Below are 15,879 nucleotides of genomic sequence, written 5' to 3' on the forward strand. Positions count from 1 at the left end.
ACGGCTCAGGCGACGACTGAGAGGACGATCTTTCCCGTGGCGCTGTTCGTCTCGCCGCGCTTGTGCGCCTGAGCTGCTTCCCCCAGCGGAAGGGTGGTGTCGATGAGCGCCCGCAACTGGCCGCGAGCGACCAGATCTGCGACCGCCTGCATGCCTGCGTGGTCCGGCTCGACGAGGATTCGGGTGGCACGCACGTCGAGTTCCTCGGCCAGGCCGGCGGGGAAGCCCGGGTCCATGGGCAGAAGCGAGACGAGAATCCCGCCCTTCCGCAGGGTCCGGAGGGAACGCGGAGTGTAGTCCCCGCCGATGGTGTCGAGCACGGCGTCGATGTCACGGAGGGCACCGAAATCTGCTGTCCTGTAGTCGATCAGCTCGTCCGCACCCAGCCTCCGAAGGAGGTCGTGCTTGGCGGCACTCGCGGTACCGACAACCCGTGCGCCACGCGCCTTGGCGATCTGGACAGCCAGATGCCCCACCCCTCCCGCAGCAGCATGGACAAGGACGCGCTGGCCCCGCTGGATGTCGGCGGTGTCGACCAGAGCCTGCCAGGCGGTCAGCGCCGCCAGGGGCAACGCCGCAGCGGCCGTGTGGTCGATGTTCGCCGGCTTGCGGACGAGGTGACGGGCGGGAGCGGTCACGAACTCCGCGTACGCCCCCGCCGGGTGCGGGAAGCGCGGCATGCCGAACACCTCGTCGCCCGGCGAGAAGAGAGTCACCCCGGGCCCGACCTCTTCGACGACCCCTGGTACGAAAATAACGACCGTGACTGATCGTCTTACCTGTTCACGCGGCTTTCGTGGTGGGTTCGATCGGGTTGAGGGTGACGGTGTAGCCGAGCTTGTTCAGTGCGGCGATCGCGCGGCGGCGTTCGCGTTCGGGGTCGCGGCGTAGGAAGTGGTCGGCGCCGAGGTCCTGGTAGCCGGTTCCGTCGGTGGGCATGTGCCATACGGAGGTCAGGATGGAGTGTTCCAAGGCGACCAGGGCCTTGGGTTTGCTGCCGAGTCGGCGTACGAGGCGGGTGTACTGGGCGCCGAGGTAGGTGTTCTTGGAACGGGCCGCGGCCATCGCGGCGGTGCCGAGGGCGTCGCGCAGCCACCGGTTGCCTTTGGTGGTCTTGCCGGACTTGCGTTTGCCGCCGGATTCGTGGTTACCGGGCGACACCCCGGCCCAGGAGGCCAGATGCCCGGCGGTGGGGAACCGGGACATGTCCCCACCGGTCTCCGCGATGATCACCTCAGCGACCCGGAGGCTGATCCCGGGAATGCCATCCAACCGGGTCAGCTGGTCACGAAAGGGTGCCATCACCCGCTCGATCCGGGTGCTCAACGTGGCGATGTCCCGGCTGATGGCATCGATGCGGTCCAGATGCATCCGGCACAGGAACGCGTGGTGATCACCGAAGCGGCCGATCATCGCCTGGGCCAGGTCAGGGATCTTGGACCGCATCCGGCCTCGCGCCATCTCCGCCAATACCTGCGCGTCGCGCTCTCCACGGATGAGCGCTTCCAACATGGCGCGCCCGGAGATACCGAGGATGTCGGTGGCGAAGCTGGACAGCTTGATCCCGGCGTCCTCCAACTCCTTCTCCAGCCGCTGGGCCTCCCGGGTACGCTCTTCGGTCAGTACCGTGCGGTACCGCGTCAGATCGCGAAGCTGGCGGATCGGCTCGGGCGGCACGAAGCTGGCCCGTAGCAACCCGCACTCGGCCAGTTGTGCCAGCCACACCGCATCGGCCACATCGGTCTTGCGTCCGGGCATCGCCTTGACCTGCCGAGCGTTGACCAACTCCACGTTCAGGGCGTCTTCGAGCAGGCAGTACGGGGCCCGCCAGTAGTCGCCGGTGCCTTCCATGACGACCAGGCTGACCTGCTCGGCGACCAGCCAGTCCCGCAGCGCCAGCAGGTCGTTGGTGGTCGTGGCGAACGTACGTACCTCGCTTCGCCGCTGGTTACGCCGTGTTCCCGGGGTCCGCAGGCACGCCTTCACGTCCCGCTTGCTGATGTCCAACCCGGCACAACGATCATGCAGCACATCCACGGCCTGCCGTCTCCTTCCCCTCGCGACATCACATAGCCGTCCGAGCCGGCAGCTGCGGGAGGCAAAGAATCTGGTACTCGTGCTCTTACGGCAACAATCCACGACTCCCGAAGTACGCGGCTGCCAGGGTCAAGCTGAGACACGAGCTTCAGGCATCAGTGACGGTTCGACCTCGACCCGGACGAGCGGCACCATTTTCCCGCCCCACGGCGGCCCCGCAAGGGGCAGGGGAAGCTGAGACGTCGAAGCCCAGAACGAACGGCGGGACGGCGCCGGTGGCGAACTGCCCGCGAGCCCGGGTCTTCCAGTCGGTGGGGTTGACCCCGGCGGCGTGGACCCGGACGAGAACCTCGCCGACGGTCGGGACCGGGCGGTCCATCTCGATGATCTTCAGGACGTCGGGCGGCCCGCCCACGTCCTGACTGACGGCGAGCATCCGTGCCGGCACTCGCGCTGAACTGGTTGTCACTTCGCTCCTCACCTGTCGCATTGGCCGCATGCGCGGCTGCGCAGGTCCAACATCCCCTCATGAGCGAGGCCGGACCAGTGGCCAGATCGACAACATGCGTCATGATCCGGCCATCGCCCGGCGAGCCAGCCACCGCGCGACGTGCCGCCAGAGCCCCCGGGGCATCCAGGCAGGCGCGCCACTCTGTCAACGGCCCTTAGAGGCGGGTGCCGCCGGTGGCGTCGATGGTCTGCCCGGTGATCCACCGCCCTCCGTCGCCGGCCAGGTAGCGGACGACGTCGGCGATGTCCTCGGAGGTGCCCAACCGACCGAAGGCCGAGAGTGATTCGGCGTGTTCACGTGCGCCTGGTGCGTCGATCCAGTCGGCGTTGATGTCGGTGTCCACCACTCCGGGCGCGACGGAGTTGGCAGTGATTCCTCGCTTGGCCAGTTCGGGCGCGACTGCCCTGATGACGCCTTCGAGTCCGGCTTTCGATGCCGTGTAGGCAATGTGGGTGGGTGCCGCGATGCGGGTGTAGCCGGTCGAGATGGCGACGACACGGCCGTTGTCGTTCAGGTGATCGGTGAGGTGGTGGAGGAGGAACGTCGGCGCGGCGAGGTTCACGGCCAGGACGCGATCGTAGGTGGCGGTGTCGAGCTGACCAATAGATTGCGCTCCATTGATGCCTGCGTTGCTCACGAGCACGTCGGTGCCCGTATGCCCGTGGAGCGCGACGGCATCCTTCCACTGCGCGGCAACCTGCGCGGCAGCCGCCGCACCCCGGGCCAGGTCGGCTTGGATGAGCACGGGGGTTGCACCCCCTGCGCGGATCCGGGTGGCGGTGTCCTCTGCGGCGGCACGGTCGTGGCCGTAGTGGATGCCGACCAGCCTGATCCCGTCGCGGGCGAGTCCACGTGCAATGGCGGCGCCGATGCCACGGGAGGCGCCGGTGATGAGAGCGGTCGAGCGGGGCAAGGTTCCTCCGTAGTGATCGCTACGAAATCATGTTCGGGATATCGTAGCAGTCGCTATGGAAATGAAGACGCGGCCGCGGGGTCGCCCCCGCTCGTTCGATCCGGACACCGCCCTGGAGGCGGCTCTTCTGCTGTTCTGGGAGCACGGGTACGAGGGGACAAGCCTTGCCCGGCTGCAGGAGGCGACGGGGCTGACCGCTCCCGCCTGGTATCGAGCGTTCGGGTCGAAGGAGCGCCTCTTCGAACTGGCTGTTCAGCGGTATCAGGAGCGGTACGGGTTCGGGATCCGTGACGACCTTCCCCTCGTGGCGGCGGTCGGCGACTACCTCGACCGAGCCGCACGAGAGTTCACCACGCTGCCCGGTCGCGGGTGCCTGGTGTCCACGGGGATGCTGGCGACGAGCCCGGACGCCCGCTTCGCGGCTGACGTTGTGCGGGCTGAGCGTGAGCGCGCTGTCGAGATGCTCCGCGAGCGCTTCACCCATGCCGTGACGGCTGGTGAACTCCCGGAGGGAGTCGACACCAACGCACTCGCTCGGACACTGGCCGCCTTGATCCAAGGGATGTCCGTGCAAGCCCGTGACGGTGCTGGGTACGAGCAGCTCCGCCTTGTCGCGCAGACCGCCGAGCGACTCATCCCGAACAGAGCGTAGGAGGGTCAGCGGCGGACAACGACGAGGGCCAGTGACGGGGTCTTGTCACTGGCCCTCGGGCACGTCGGTGAGCGCTGGAGATCGGAATGGGGCTACGCCACGAAACGGGTACGACGCCTGCGGGCGATCAGGTAGCCGGCACCCCCGAGGAGCAGGAGCACACCGCCCACGCCGGCCACGGTCGCGGTGCCGGCACCGGTCACCGGCAGACCGCCGCCCTCGCCACCGGCACCCGCGCTGGCGGAGGGAGCGGCGGTCGGCGCGCCGGTCGGGGTGGCGCTGGGCGTGGCACTCGCCGTGCTCGACGGGGTCGGCGTCGCGGTGGGCGGCGTGGTGAGGCCGACACCGGCGAAGCCGATCGGCCCCCCGATTCCCCCGAGTTCGCCCCACGGAGTGGCCGTCGGCAGCGTGTCACCCGTGCCCCGGACCGCCTTGGTGCCCTGCCCGGCCCACTTGTCGGCCAGCGCCTGGATGCCGCCCTGCGCGTCGGCATGCGTCTTTTGAACCACATGTACACGACGGAGGAGATGTTCTCGGCACGGGCGTCCGGGCTGGTGGAGATCCCCGCCCCCGTCACGGCCAGGCTGGCGCCGGGCGCCAGCTCGGCGTCGAACTCGCACCAGGCCGTCTCCTGGTTGCTGTCGACGGCGTACCAGCAGTTCTCGTACTTCGTGGTGAGGTCGAGGTCGTTGAGGACGCGGACCTAAAGGACGAGGCCGTCAACCGGCGCGTCGCCGACGTTCGTCACGCCGAGTACGACCGGCACGGCCTCGCCCTGACCGACCAGGTACTTACGGTTCTTGCCCGTCTCCGGGTCCTTCAACGTGCCGGCGGCGAGCTTCGCCGGGTCCGACGCGCTCGGATCCGGGGCGGCTGCGGCGGGTGTGGCGGCGAGTCCAGCCGCGAGGAGTGTGGCGCTCACGGCACAGACGTACCGGCGGATCGTCATGGAAACCCCCGTGGTGTATGACGACAATCGCGTCACCATACCGCCCGTCACCTGCGGCGCTCCGTCCACCCGGGACGGTCGGGGTCACGGTCGGGACGGACGCCACACGAACACTTCGGTGTCCGGTACCCGCTCGGAGAACCGACCGTCGTCGGACGCCTCGGTCAGCAGGCTCCGCAGCTCACCGTCGAACTCGGCCAGCCCCGGTCCGAAGAGGTGGGGTGCCGAGTCCGAGCGGGAGTACACGAAGGCGACGACGTCGTCGACGGTCCGCTCCAGTGCCAGGTCGACCGGCACCCTCAGCCGCTCGGGGCCGGCGAAGCCGGCCTGCGCCAGCACGGCGGCCTCCCCGCCGGGGGTGCCGTGCGGCAGCACGCCCTGACCCGCCCGGCGCACCGGGCCCAGGTGACGCCGTACGAGTTCCCGTATGCCATGGGCGGGAGGAAGCGGGTGCGGGAGCCCGTCCGGGGGCAGCGGCTCCTTGGCGTCGCTGATGTGGACGAACGCCCCGTCCGGGTCGAGCATCCGGCGGACCGTACCCGCCACCTGCGCCTGGTCCATCCAGTGGAAGGACTGCGCGAAGACGGCCACCCGGAAGGTACCGAGGCCGGCGGGCAGCTCCTCGGCTCGCGCCCGTACCCATCGGACGTTCCGCACGCCGGCCTGCTCGCCCCGTCGGCGCGCCTCGGCCAGCATTCCCGCGTCCGGGTCGACTCCCACCGCCGCCTCGAACAGCGGGGCGAGCGGCAGGACGACGGTGCCCGGTCCGCAATCGACGTCGAGCAGGCGCCCGGAGCCGTCCAGGTCGAGGGCCTGCTCCAGCACCTCGGGGAGGTTGGCGGCGTAGGGCAGCCGGCCCCGCGAGTAGTAGGGCGCGCTGCCGGCGAACAGGGACTCGTCCCACTCCCAGCCGTGCTCAGACGCCGAAGCGGACTTCACCCGGGTCACCGCCGATCGTCGATCGGACCCTCCCCGACCACTCCCGCAGGAGGGCGTGGACGATGTCCGGCTGTTCCAGATGCACGTTGGCCCTGCTCCGTCGAGCGCCACGAAGGTCGCACATGGGTAGTGCCGGCAGACCACCTGTTCCGTCCAACGGCGGGGTCCCGCCGAAGCCAGGCAGGTCGAGATAGATCCGCTCCCCACAACCTGGCTCCGCCGGGCAGTCGTCGAGCGCGAGCAGCAGCGGGTGGTCCACTCCGTTGCCGTGGATCGCCACCAGGGGCAGACCGTCGCCCTTCCGGCCGACGTTCGGCGGACCGCTCACTTCGTGCCGCTAGACATTGCGCACTCCGTCCAACCTCGGGCGCAACTCTTCTCGCATCTGCCGGTAGTTCGTCGGTCGCGTCTTCCAGCGGTCCTCGTTCGTCTCCTCGAATGTCACCTCGTACTTTCCGGTCGTCCGGTCGAACTGCACGAGCATCTTCACCGGCAGCAGATCACCAGGCTCGTAGTAGCTCCCCAGGTAGGCATCCACAGCCGGTCGGATGCTCGACCACCTACAGGCCACCGGCGCGACCGCGCCTTCAGGCAGGTACGCGTATCCGGACGCGCTGCGATAACCGTCGCCGAACTCCAGAACGATGGCCAGCGATTCCCAGTCCTCCACCGGTCCCTGCACGGTGCTGCCCAACGAGGGTTCGTTCATGGCCTCGATCAACGAGCGGATGAGATCGACCGTGACGTCGCTGGACATGGGAGCCGCAGTCTCAGACGTTGAACCGGAACTCGACGACGTCGCCGTCCTGCATGACGTACTCCTTGCCCTCGATCCGGACCTTGCCGGCCGCCTTCGCGGCGGCCATCGATCCGGCCGCGACCAGGTCGCCGAAGGAGACCACCTCGGCCTTGATGAAGCCGCGCTGGAAGTCGGAGTGGATCACCCCGGCGGCCTCCGGCGCGGTCGCGCCGACCGGGATCGTCCAGGCCCGCGCCTCCTTCGGCCCGGCGGTCAGGTACGTCTGGAGCCCGAGCGTGCGGAAGCCGACCCGGACGAGCTGGTCGAGGCCCGGCTCGGACTGCCCGATCGACTCCAGCAGCTCGCGGGCCTCCTCCTCGGGCAGGTCCACCAGCTCCGACTCGATCTTGGCGTCCATGAAGACCGCCTCGGCGGGGGCGACCAGGGCGCGCAGCTCGTCGAGGAACCCGGCGTTGGCCAGCTCCTCCTCGTCGACGTTGAAGACGTAGAGGAACGGCTTGGTCGTGAGCAGGTGCAGCTCACGCAGGTGCTCCAGCTCGATGCCGGCGTCCTTCGCACCGGCGTAGAGCGTCGTACCGGAGTCGAGGACCTCGACCGCCTGCTTGGCGGCGGCGACGGCGGCGGCCCGGTCCTTGCGGAGCTTGGCCTCCTTCTCCAGTCGCGGCAGCGCCTTCTCCAGGGTCTGGAGGTCGGCGAGGATCAGCTCGGTGTTGATCGTCTCGATGTCGTCGGCCGGGGAGACCTTGCCGTCGACGTGCACCACGTTCGGGTCGGAGAAGGCGCGCACCACCTGGCAGATCGCCGAGGCGTCCCGGATGTTGGCCAGGAACGCGTTGCCCCGGCCCTGCCCCTTGGACGCGCCCCGGACCAGGCCGGCGATGTCGACGAACGACACCGGCGCGGGGAGCACCTTCTGCGAGTCGAAGATCTCGGCCAGCTTGTGCAGCCGCTCGTCGGGCAGGCCGACCACGCCGACGTTCGGCTCGATGGTGGCGAACGGGTAGTTCGCCGCGAGCACGTCGTTCTTGGTCAGCGCGTTGAACAGGGTGCTCTTGCCGACGTTGGGCAGGCCGACGATCCCGATGCTCAGACTCACGACGAGCCAGCTTACGCGCCGACCGCCGGCCGTTCACGTCGGGCGGCGCGTCCAGGTCGACGGGGTCGCGGGCGCGCGGCGAACGGGCGTACCCGGAAAACGGGTGCCGGGGACGACGGGCCGTTGTTACCCTGCGCTGCCGAAGATCTACGGGGAGGCACGATGGCCCAGCGAGTTGTCCCGGCACAGCTGCCCGAGCTGTACGTCGCGGCGGACGTGGAGGCCGACGGGCCGATCCCCGGCCCGTACAGTATGTTGTCGCTCGGCCTGGCGGTCGCCGGCCACCCCCGGCTGACCTTCTACACCGAGCTGAGGCCGATCTCGGACGAGTACGTCTCCGAGGCGCTCGCCGTCTCCGGGCTGGACCGGGAGCGGCTGCGGCGGGAGGCACCCGCGCCGGAGGTCGCGATGGCCGCCGCCGCCCGCTGGGTGGAGGGGCTGCGGCGGATCGGTAGGCCGGTGTTCCTCGCCGCTCCCGCCGTCTGGGACGGCATGTTCGTGCACTGGTACTTCGTCCGGTTCGTCGGCCGCAGCCCGTTCGGGGCGACCGGCTCCGGGGTGGACCTGCGCAGCTACTACATGGGGCTGACCGGCCGGGAGTGGTCCCGCAGCCACAAGAGCACGGCGAAGCGGGAACTGGGGCTGACCCACTTGTCGCACACCCACCACGCCGGCGAGGACGCCGCCGAGCTGGCCCAGGTGTTCGACGCCCTCCGCCGGTCCCGGCAACGGCGCGGGCTCAGCCCAGCAGACGAGGGATGATCGGGGTCTCGGTGACCGTGCCGTCGGCGTTGCGGCTCACCTCGTACGCGGACGCCCCCTCGCGGTCGGCGACCGCCTCGACCAGCGTGGTCCCCCGGTAGACCAGGCCGACGCCGTCGTCGGTGCAGTGGGCGGTGGGCAGGGTGCCGTCGCCGACCAGCTGGTGGATCAGCGGCCGGCGCTGGTCCTCGCTGTTGTAGTGCACCCCGTTGCCGTACGGGAGGAAGCCCAGTCCGGCGGTGAACGGGCGCAGTGTCGGGCCGTAGCTGTCGGTGGCCCCGCCGACGTGCCAGCAGATCGAGCCGGCGGAGACCCCGCCCAGCACCACCCCGGCCGCCCAGCACTCGCGGAGGATCTCGTCGAGCCCGTGCACCCGCCAGACGGCGAGCAGGTTGGCGACGCTACCGCCGCCGACCCAGACGACGTCCTGGGCGAGCAGGTGGGCCCGGACGTCCTCGACGTTGGGCATCGGGAACAGGTTGAGGTGGGAGAGGCGGAACCGGGTGCCGGCGAACGCTCCGTAGAGGGCGGTCAGCGTGGTCGGCTGGTCCCCCTCGGCCTGCCCGAGAAAGCACATCCTCGGTGCCGGGCCGGCCTCGGCCAGCTCGGCGGCCAGCTCGAAGACCGGGCCGGGTCGCCAGTCCCAGGGGCCACGGCGACGGCTGAAGAAACCGATGCTGGTGGCGAGGATGGTGGGTTCGCTGGCGGGCACGGGCTCCCCTTCCGGTCCGGCTTACCGGGACCCGCCCCATCCTGCCGTACCGGCACCGACCGCCGTCGCCCGCCGCGTCCGCCGGCCCGGGGCCGTCGCCTGAGGTGCCTGCAGGGGCCCCCTCCTCGTCAAAAAGCGGTAGCAGGGGACCCCTGCAGGCACCGCACGCCGCCGCCCACGACTGATCGGGGGTACCCGGTACGGGGGCGGTCAGGGACGCTCGGGTTCCACCGCGGCGAGCAGGTCCCGGAGCAGGTCGGCGAGGCGGGCCTGGTCGTCGGCGGGGAGCGCGTCGAGGATCCGGCGCTGCACCTCCAGTCCGGCGTCGACGGCCTCCTCGACCACCCGACGGCCGGCGTCGGTGAGGGTGACCTGGAGAGCGCGCCGGTCCGCCGGGTCCGGCGAGCGCCGCAGCAGTCCCGCGCGTTCCAGCTTGTCGAGGCGACCGGTCATACCGCCGGAGGTGAGCATCAGCGCCGCGGTGAGCGCCTTCGGCGAGAGGGTGTACGGAGCACCGGCCCGCCGCAGCGAGGCCAGCACGTCGAACTCGCCACGGGTGATCCCCCAGCGGGCGTAGACCTGCTCTTGCGCGTCACCGACGAGCCGGGCCAGCCGGTAGACGCGGCCGAAGACGGCCATCGGCTCGGGACGCATGTCGGGGCGCTCCCGGCGCCACTGCTCGACGATGACGTCCACGTCGTCGGGGGTCGTCCGCTCAGCCACCCCCGGATTCTCCCCGGCACCCACCGCCGGCCACGCGCCGGGCGGCCCTGCCGACCGACCCGGTGGTGCCGCATCCCACATCAATCTCACCGGCAAGTATCTTAGCGCTAAGCTATTTGGTGGTGAGAGGAGTTTCCGATGATCCGCCGCTGGACCGACACCGCCCTGACCGCCCTCGCTCCCGTCGCCTGGGGCACCACCTACCTGGTCACCACCGAACTGCTGCCGCCGGACCGGCCGCTGTGGTCCGGGACGCTACGCGCCCTCCCCGCCGGACTGCTCCTGCTCGCCGTCACCCGTCAACTGCCGCACGGATCGTGGTGGTGGCGCTCGGCGGTGCTCGGCGCCCTGAACATCGGCGCGTTCTTCCCGCTGCTCTTCTACTCGGCGTACCACCTGCCCGGCGGCACCGCCGCCGTGCTGGGCACCATCCAGCCGCTCCTGGTCGCCGGACTGACCGTCCTGGTGCTGGGTGAGCGCCCCCGACCCCGCGCGCTGGTCGCCGCCGTCGCCGCGCCGCTCGGGGTGGCCCTGGTGGTGCTCCGCCCCGACGCCGCGCTGGACCCCCTGGGGGTGGCCGCCGGGCTGGCCGCCACCCTGGCGATGGGCACCGGCCTCGTCCTCACCCGCCGCTGGGGACGCCCGGCCGGCGCCGGCACCCTCGCCGTCACCGCCTGGCAGCTCACCGTGGGCGGACTGCTGGTGGCGCCTCTCGCCCTGGTCGACGAGGGCCCACCACCGGTCCCGGACGCCCCGGCCGTGCTCGGATACGCCTGGCTGGGGTTGGTCGGGACGGCGCTGGCGTACGCGCTCTGGTTCCGGGGCGCGGCCCGGCTCGCGGTCACCCAGGTCTCCCTGCTCGGCGCGTTGAGCCCGCTCACCGCCGCCGTGCTGGGCTGGCTCGTGCTGGACCAGGCGCTCACCCCGGTGCAGCAGGCCGGGTTCGCCGTCGCCGTCGCCGCCACCGTCGCCGGGCAACTCGCACCACGGCCCGGTGCCCGGCCCCCGGCGCCCTCCGCTGACCAGACCCCGCCTCCCCCACCACTCGGCTGCCCGATCCCTGCCGGTGACCAGCCCTCGGCCTCCTCCGCTGGTCAGCCTCCGGCGACCACTCAACCCCCGGCGGCCACTCAGCCTCCGGTGACCACTCAGCCCCCGGTGACCACTCAGCCTCCGGTGACCACTCAGCCTCCGGCGGCCACTCAGCCGACGGCGTCGTATCCGGTCGGCGCGCCTGGCGGGCCGGCGTCGAACTCGGGCAGGTCGGCCGCGTCCAGCTCACCGGCAGCAGACCTGGGCAGCGCGAACCGGTCACCGGCGGTGGGCGGGGCGGCGTACGACTCGCCGAGCATCCAGCGCACCTCGTCGACCGTCCAGCCGAGCCCGGCGCGACCGGCGATCTCCCCGATCAGCCGGCGACCGACCCGGGTGTCGTCGTCGTAGAACCGCAGGCACCAGTGGTGCGTCCACATGCCCAACGCCCGCAGCCCGGCATCGTCGAGCGACCGGACGAGTCGGCCACAGGCGGTGTCGGCGAACCTGCGACCCGGATCGCCGGCGCGGTCCCGTTCGATCGCGCCGACCGCCGCCGGGGCGACCGCCCGCATCCGGTCGTAGAACCCCTGCACCACCGCCCGATCGAGCCCGGGTCGCGCCGACCATGCCTCCACCCGTCCCGGCCCGGCCACGCTCCCCATCGACGCACCCCTTCTTGAGTTGGCCCCGGACGGTACCCGCTCCCTCCGACACTTTCCGCGCCGGCCGGCCCGAAAGGGTTGCAGGGGCACCCTGCACGACAGAAAGCGGTAACAAGGTGCCCCGGCAAACAAAGTGAGGTGGGCCAGGTCCGTTTTCCGCGAGCCGGCGGGCCGGTCGGCGGGGCAGGATCGGTGGCGTGGAGCTGGATTTCGAGCGGTGCTATCGGGCGGTCGACAGTCGTGACCAGCGGTTCGACGGCTGGTTCTACACCGGCGTGACCTCGACCGGGATCTACTGCCGACCGTCCTGCCCGGCAATGACGCCGAAACGGGAGAACGTCCGGTTCTTCCCGTCGGCCGCCGCCGCCCAGGGCGCCGGCCTGCGTGCCTGTCGCCGGTGCCGGCCCGACGCCGCGCCCGGCTCGCCGGAGTGGGACGTCCGGGCCGACGTGGTGGGGCGGGCGATGCGCCTGATCGCCGACGGAGTGGTCGACCGGGACGGCGTGCCCGGACTGGCCGCGCGACTCGGCTACACCGAACGGCACCTGCACCGGATGCTCCGCGCCGAACTGGGTGCCGGCCCCCTGGCCCTGGCCCGTGCGCAACGCGCGCAGACCGCCCGGGTGCTGATCGAGACCACCGGACTGGGCATGGCGGAGATCGCCTTCGCCGCCGGGTTCGGCAGCGTCCGGCAGTTCAACGACACGGTACGCGAGGTCTTCGCACTCGCCCCGTCCGAGTTGCGCGCCACCCAGGGGCGGGGGCCGGTGGCCGGGGGCGCGGGCACCATCACGGTACGGCTGGCGTACCGGCCGCCCCTGCACGTCGGGTCCCTGCTGGAGTTCCTGGCGCTACGGGCGGTCCCCGGCGTCGAGGAGGTGCACGACGGGACGTACCAACGGGGGTTGTCCCTCCCGCACGGTCCCGGCGAGGCGGCGCTGACCCCGACGGCCGGGTACGTCTCGGCCACGCTCCGCCTGGCCGACCTGCGCGACCTCGCCCCGGCGGTGGCCCGGTGCCGCCGCCTGCTGGACCTGGACGCCGATCCGGTGGCGGTCGACGCCACCCTGGCGGCGGACCCGGCCCTGGCCGGACCGGTCGCGGCGGAGCCCGGCGTCCGACTCCCCCGCACCCCGGACGGCGCCTTCGAGGCGGCCGTGCGCGCCATCCTCACCCAGCAGATCTCACTCCGCAGTGCCCGCCCACTCCTCTCCCTCCTCCTCACCCACTGCCCGCCCGAGGTTCCTCCCGTCGATCGTGAAATCGGCCGGGATGCCGGTCTCGGGGAGCACCCCCGACGGGACGGGCTGCGCGGGTTTCCGGGGGCACGGGAGGTGGCGGCGGTTGCGGACGAGGGGTTCCGGGGGCCGACGGGGCGGCGGGAGGCGATCCGGGCACTCGCGCGGTCGGTGGCCGACGGGGAAGTGTCCCTGGACGGGGAGTGGTCCCAGACCCGCCGGCAGCTGCTGGCGTTGCCGGGGATCGGCCCCTGGACCGCCGGTTACGTCGCCATGCGGGGGCTCGGCGACCCGGACGTCTTCCTTCCCACCGACCTCGCGGTCCGCCGGGGCGCCCGCGCCCTCGGCCTTCCCGACGACCCGTTGACCCTCGACGCGCACGCCGAACGCTGGCGTCCCTGGCGTTCGTACGCGGTGGTCCGACTCTGGAGAGCAGCAGCATGACCGGAACGAGCACGATCGACAGCAGCACGGTGGACACCCCGGCCGGACCGTTCAGTGTCCTGGTCACGCCCGACGGGGCGGTCCGGGCCGCCGGGTTCACCGGTGACCCGGACGGGCTACTCGGCCTGGTCCACCCGACCCTGCGCGGGGACCTGCGCAGCCGGCCCGAAGTGGGGGCGGTGACCGTGGCCGTGGCCGCCTACCTCGACGGGGACCTCGCCGCGATCGACACGGTGCCGGTCGAGCAGCACACCGGCGGGGTCTTCATGGCGCACGCCTGGCAGGTGCTGCGCGACGTCAAACCCGGCGACCCGGTCACGTACACCACGTACGCGGCGCTCGCCGGCCGCCCGGCGGCGGTACGCGCGGCGGCGGCGGCCTGCGCGCGCAACGCCGCCGCCCTCTTCGTCCCCTGCCACCGGGTGTTGCGCACCGACGGGAGCCTCGGCGGCTACCGATGGGGGCTGGACGTGAAAAAGTGGCTTCTCGGTCACGAGCGGCGGTTGACGGCAAGTTGACCGTCATGGAAGTCACGCTTACCGATACCGTCGGGGAGTGGCTGCGGACGGTGACCGCGTTCCCGCCACCAGGGGGAGCATGCACAACCTGTGGCGGCTGCGCAGCTACCTGCGCCCGCACGTCAGCGAGTTCTGCTGGCTGCTGGTCGCCGGGCTGACGGCCACCGCAGCCGGCCTCGCCGTGCCGCTACTGGTCCAGCGGGTGGTCGACGGCCCGCTGGCCCGACGCGACCCGGCCGGGCTGGTGCAGCTCGGCACGCTTGTCCTGCTGCTCGGCCTGGTCGAGGCGGTGTTGATCTTCGTCCGACGGTGGACCCAGGCGTCGTCGTCGGTGGGCATGGAGGCGGCCATCCGGGCCGACCTCTACGCCCACCTGCAACGCCTGCCAGCGAGCTTCCACGACCGGTGGCAGTCCGGGCAGCTCATCGCGCGCGCCACCGGCGACCTGTCGATGATCCGCCGCTTCCTCTCCTTCGGGCTGCTCTTCCTGATTCTCAACCTGGTCACCTACCTGGCCGTGGTGGTGCTGCTGCTCCGGCTGCACCCGTCACTCGGGCTCCTGGTCGCGGCGAGCGCCGTACCGCTGGTCCTGATCAGCCGCCGGTTCGCCCGCGCGTACCACGCCGCCGCCCGCCGGATGCGTGACCAGCAGGGCGACGTCGCGACGCTGGTCGAGGAGACCGCCCAGGGGATCCGGACGGCCCGCGCGTTCGGCCGGGGCCCGGAGCTGGCCACCCGGTTCGGGGCCGGTGCGCGGGCCCTGCACGACACCGCCGTCGGCAAGAGCCGGCTACTGGCCCGCACCTCGGCCCTGTTCGACCTGGTGCCGAACCTGACCCTGGGCGTGGTGCTGGTCACCGGGGTGGCCGCCGCCGCGCGGGGCACCCTCACGGTCGGCGAGCTGGTCGCCTTCGTCAGCCTGCAACTGATGCTGATCTGGCCGGTCAACTCGCTGGGTTGGATCATCGCCAACGGGCAGGAGGCGGCGACCGCCGCCGACCGGATCCAGGAGGTGCTGGACACCCCACCGGCGATCACGGACCGGCCGTACGCGGTGACGCCGGCCCGCAACGAGGTACGCGGACGGCTGCGCTTCGAGCGGGTCGGCTTCGGTTACCCGGGCAGCGCAGCCCCGGTGCTGCGGGACGTCGAGTTGACCGTCGAACCGGGCGAGACGCTCGCCCTGGTCGGCGCGACCGGCTCGGGCAAGAGCACGCTGCTCTCCCTCGTCGCCCGGCTGCACGAGGTGGGGACCGGACGGATCACCCTGGACGGGCACGACCTGCGCGACCTGCGACTCGCCTCGCTACGCCGGTTGGTCGGGGTGGCCTTCGAGGAGCCGGCCCTGTTCAGCATGTCGGTCTGGGAGAACCTCACCCTCGGCCATCCCGACGCCGACGCCGACGAGGTGCGCGCGGCGCTCGCGCTGGCACAGGCCGACTTCGCGTACGGCCTGCCGTGGGGACTGTCCACCCGGGTCGGCGAACAGGGGCTCTCCCTCTCCGGTGGGCAGCGGCAGCGGCTCGCCCTGGCCCGGGCGGTGCTCGGCCGCCCGGCCGTGCTGGTGCTGGACGACCCGCTCTCCGCGCTGGACGTACACACCGAGGCGCTGGTCGAGCAGGCGCTGCGCCGGGTGCTGCGGGACACCACGGCACTGCTGGTGGCGCACCGCCCCTCGACGGTCGCCCTGGCCGACCGGGTGGCCCTGCTCGACCGGGGGCGGATCACCGCCGTCGGCACCCACGCCGAACTGCTCTCGACCGAGCCGGCGTACCGTGCGCTGCTCTGTCCGGAGCCGACGACAGCGACGCAGGCGACGGTCGCGGCGCAGGGACCGACGGCGGTGGCCCGGACGACAGCCGTCCCGCCGGACGGACCGACGACCGCGCGAACGACGACGGTGGAGGAGCGGCCGATCGTGGTGGCGG

General features: G+C 71.7%; 17 protein-coding genes and 3 pseudogenes. 7 read left to right on the forward strand and 13 right to left on the reverse strand.

The window, feature by feature from the left end; all coding sequences use genetic code 11:
* Window positions 1–5: 5 nt before the first annotated feature.
* The 4 genes from GA0074694_RS01880 to GA0074694_RS01895 all read right to left on the reverse strand — a co-directional run bounded on the left by GA0074694_RS01880 (window position 6) and on the right by GA0074694_RS01895 (window position 3,461).
* Complete coding sequence (locus tag GA0074694_RS01880) at window positions 6–716, reverse strand: NADP-dependent oxidoreductase (protein ID WP_245714511.1); 711 nt, start codon at window positions 714–716, stop codon at window positions 6–8.
* A gap of 67 nt (window positions 717–783) precedes the next feature.
* Window positions 784–2,037, reverse strand: coding sequence for an IS110 family RNA-guided transposase (locus tag GA0074694_RS01885; protein ID WP_091451465.1), 1,254 nt, complete (start codon window positions 2,035–2,037; stop codon window positions 784–786).
* Between the two features lie 148 nt (window positions 2,038–2,185).
* Window positions 2,186–2,506 (reverse strand): alcohol dehydrogenase catalytic domain-containing protein, encoded by a 321-nt coding sequence (locus GA0074694_RS33525; protein WP_176737750.1) that lies wholly within the window; start codon window positions 2,504–2,506, stop codon window positions 2,186–2,188.
* A gap of 196 nt (window positions 2,507–2,702) precedes the next feature.
* On the reverse strand, window positions 2,703–3,461 hold the full coding sequence (locus GA0074694_RS01895) for an SDR family oxidoreductase (RefSeq protein ID WP_091451468.1): 759 nt from the start codon (window positions 3,459–3,461) through the stop codon (window positions 2,703–2,705).
* A 55-nt stretch (window positions 3,462–3,516) separates the two neighbouring features.
* On the opposite strand from GA0074694_RS01895, the gene GA0074694_RS01900 reads away from it, so the two are divergent.
* Window positions 3,517–4,113, forward strand: coding sequence for a TetR/AcrR family transcriptional regulator (locus GA0074694_RS01900; RefSeq protein WP_218105634.1), 597 nt, complete (start codon window positions 3,517–3,519; stop codon window positions 4,111–4,113).
* 92 nt (window positions 4,114–4,205) lie between these two features.
* On the opposite strand, the pseudogene GA0074694_RS32510 reads toward GA0074694_RS01900, so the two are convergent.
* Window positions 4,206–4,436, reverse strand: a pseudogene (locus tag GA0074694_RS32510) (LPXTG cell wall anchor domain-containing protein); the annotation flags it as partial.
* A 186-nt stretch (window positions 4,437–4,622) separates the two neighbouring features.
* On the opposite strand from GA0074694_RS32510, the gene GA0074694_RS32515 reads away from it, so the two are divergent.
* Entirely contained in the window at window positions 4,623–4,820 is a 198-nt protein-coding gene (locus tag GA0074694_RS32515) for a hypothetical protein (protein WP_091451471.1), read from the forward strand.
* Here the strand turns inward: GA0074694_RS32515 and GA0074694_RS01915 are convergent.
* The 5 genes from GA0074694_RS01915 to ychF all read right to left on the reverse strand — a co-directional run bounded on the left by GA0074694_RS01915 (window position 4,817) and on the right by ychF (window position 7,857).
* Complete coding sequence (locus GA0074694_RS01915; RefSeq protein ID WP_141713944.1) at window positions 4,817–5,035, reverse strand: hypothetical protein; 219 nt, start codon at window positions 5,033–5,035, stop codon at window positions 4,817–4,819. The two genes, GA0074694_RS32515 and GA0074694_RS01915, sit on opposite strands and share 4 nt — an antisense overlap.
* 111 nt (window positions 5,036–5,146) lie before the next feature.
* Window positions 5,147–6,001 (reverse strand): class I SAM-dependent methyltransferase, encoded by an 855-nt coding sequence (locus GA0074694_RS01920; RefSeq protein WP_091458514.1) that lies wholly within the window; start codon window positions 5,999–6,001, stop codon window positions 5,147–5,149.
* Window positions 5,979–6,329, reverse strand: a complete 351-nt coding sequence (locus tag GA0074694_RS31345) for a hypothetical protein (protein ID WP_176737751.1) — start codon at window positions 6,327–6,329, stop codon at window positions 5,979–5,981. The genes GA0074694_RS01920 and GA0074694_RS31345 overlap by 23 nt, the downstream gene beginning before the upstream one ends.
* 9 nt (window positions 6,330–6,338) lie before the next feature.
* Window positions 6,339–6,758, reverse strand: coding sequence for a hypothetical protein (locus GA0074694_RS01930; protein ID WP_091451483.1), 420 nt, complete (start codon window positions 6,756–6,758; stop codon window positions 6,339–6,341).
* Window positions 6,759–6,771: 13 nt separating this feature from the next.
* Complete coding sequence (gene ychF / locus GA0074694_RS01935) at window positions 6,772–7,857, reverse strand: redox-regulated ATPase YchF (RefSeq protein ID WP_091451486.1); 1,086 nt, start codon at window positions 7,855–7,857, stop codon at window positions 6,772–6,774.
* 162 nt (window positions 7,858–8,019) lie between these two features.
* Between ychF and GA0074694_RS01940 the strand changes: the two genes are divergently transcribed.
* Window positions 8,020–8,619: an exonuclease gene (locus GA0074694_RS01940; RefSeq protein ID WP_091451490.1), complete on the forward strand. Its 600-nt coding sequence runs from the start codon at window positions 8,020–8,022 to the stop codon at window positions 8,617–8,619.
* Here the strand turns inward: GA0074694_RS01940 and GA0074694_RS01945 are convergent.
* Both GA0074694_RS01945 and GA0074694_RS01950 read right to left on the reverse strand, forming a co-directional pair.
* Window positions 8,597–9,331 (reverse strand): Type 1 glutamine amidotransferase-like domain-containing protein, encoded by a 735-nt coding sequence (locus GA0074694_RS01945; protein ID WP_091451494.1) that lies wholly within the window; start codon window positions 9,329–9,331, stop codon window positions 8,597–8,599. The two genes, GA0074694_RS01940 and GA0074694_RS01945, sit on opposite strands and share 23 nt — an antisense overlap.
* A 210-nt stretch (window positions 9,332–9,541) precedes the next feature.
* The gene (locus GA0074694_RS01950; RefSeq protein WP_245714512.1) at window positions 9,542–10,054 is read right to left on the reverse strand and encodes a MarR family winged helix-turn-helix transcriptional regulator; all 513 of its coding nucleotides are present in this window, start codon (window positions 10,052–10,054) and stop codon (window positions 9,542–9,544) included.
* 138 nt (window positions 10,055–10,192) lie between these two features.
* Between GA0074694_RS01950 and GA0074694_RS32520 the strand changes: the two are divergent.
* Window positions 10,193–10,963, forward strand: a pseudogene (locus tag GA0074694_RS32520) (EamA family transporter); the annotation flags it as partial.
* 293 nt (window positions 10,964–11,256) lie between these two features.
* On the opposite strand, the gene GA0074694_RS32525 reads toward GA0074694_RS32520, so the two are convergent.
* Window positions 11,257–11,751 carry a hypothetical protein gene (locus GA0074694_RS32525; protein ID WP_245714513.1) on the reverse strand — a complete coding sequence of 165 codons (495 nt, stop codon included), beginning with the start codon at window positions 11,749–11,751 and terminating at the stop codon, window positions 11,257–11,259.
* Between the two features lie 197 nt (window positions 11,752–11,948).
* Here GA0074694_RS32525 and GA0074694_RS01960 point away from each other — a divergent pair, with 197 nt between their 5' ends.
* The 3 genes and pseudogenes from GA0074694_RS01960 to GA0074694_RS01970 form a co-directional block, all read left to right on the forward strand.
* Complete coding sequence (locus GA0074694_RS01960; RefSeq protein ID WP_091451505.1) at window positions 11,949–13,433, forward strand: DNA-3-methyladenine glycosylase 2 family protein; 1,485 nt, start codon at window positions 11,949–11,951, stop codon at window positions 13,431–13,433.
* Window positions 13,430–13,951, forward strand: coding sequence for a methylated-DNA--[protein]-cysteine S-methyltransferase (locus tag GA0074694_RS01965; protein WP_091451509.1), 522 nt, complete (start codon window positions 13,430–13,432; stop codon window positions 13,949–13,951). Before GA0074694_RS01960 ends, GA0074694_RS01965 begins: the two co-directional genes overlap by 4 nt.
* 79 nt (window positions 13,952–14,030) lie before the next feature.
* Window positions 14,031–15,749, forward strand: a pseudogene (locus GA0074694_RS01970) (ABC transporter ATP-binding protein); the annotation flags it as partial.
* Window positions 15,750–15,879: the final 130 nt, after the last annotated feature.

The sequence above is a fragment of the Micromonospora inyonensis genome (genome assembly GCF_900091415.1).
Taxonomy (GTDB): domain Bacteria; phylum Actinomycetota; class Actinomycetes; order Mycobacteriales; family Micromonosporaceae; genus Micromonospora; species Micromonospora inyonensis.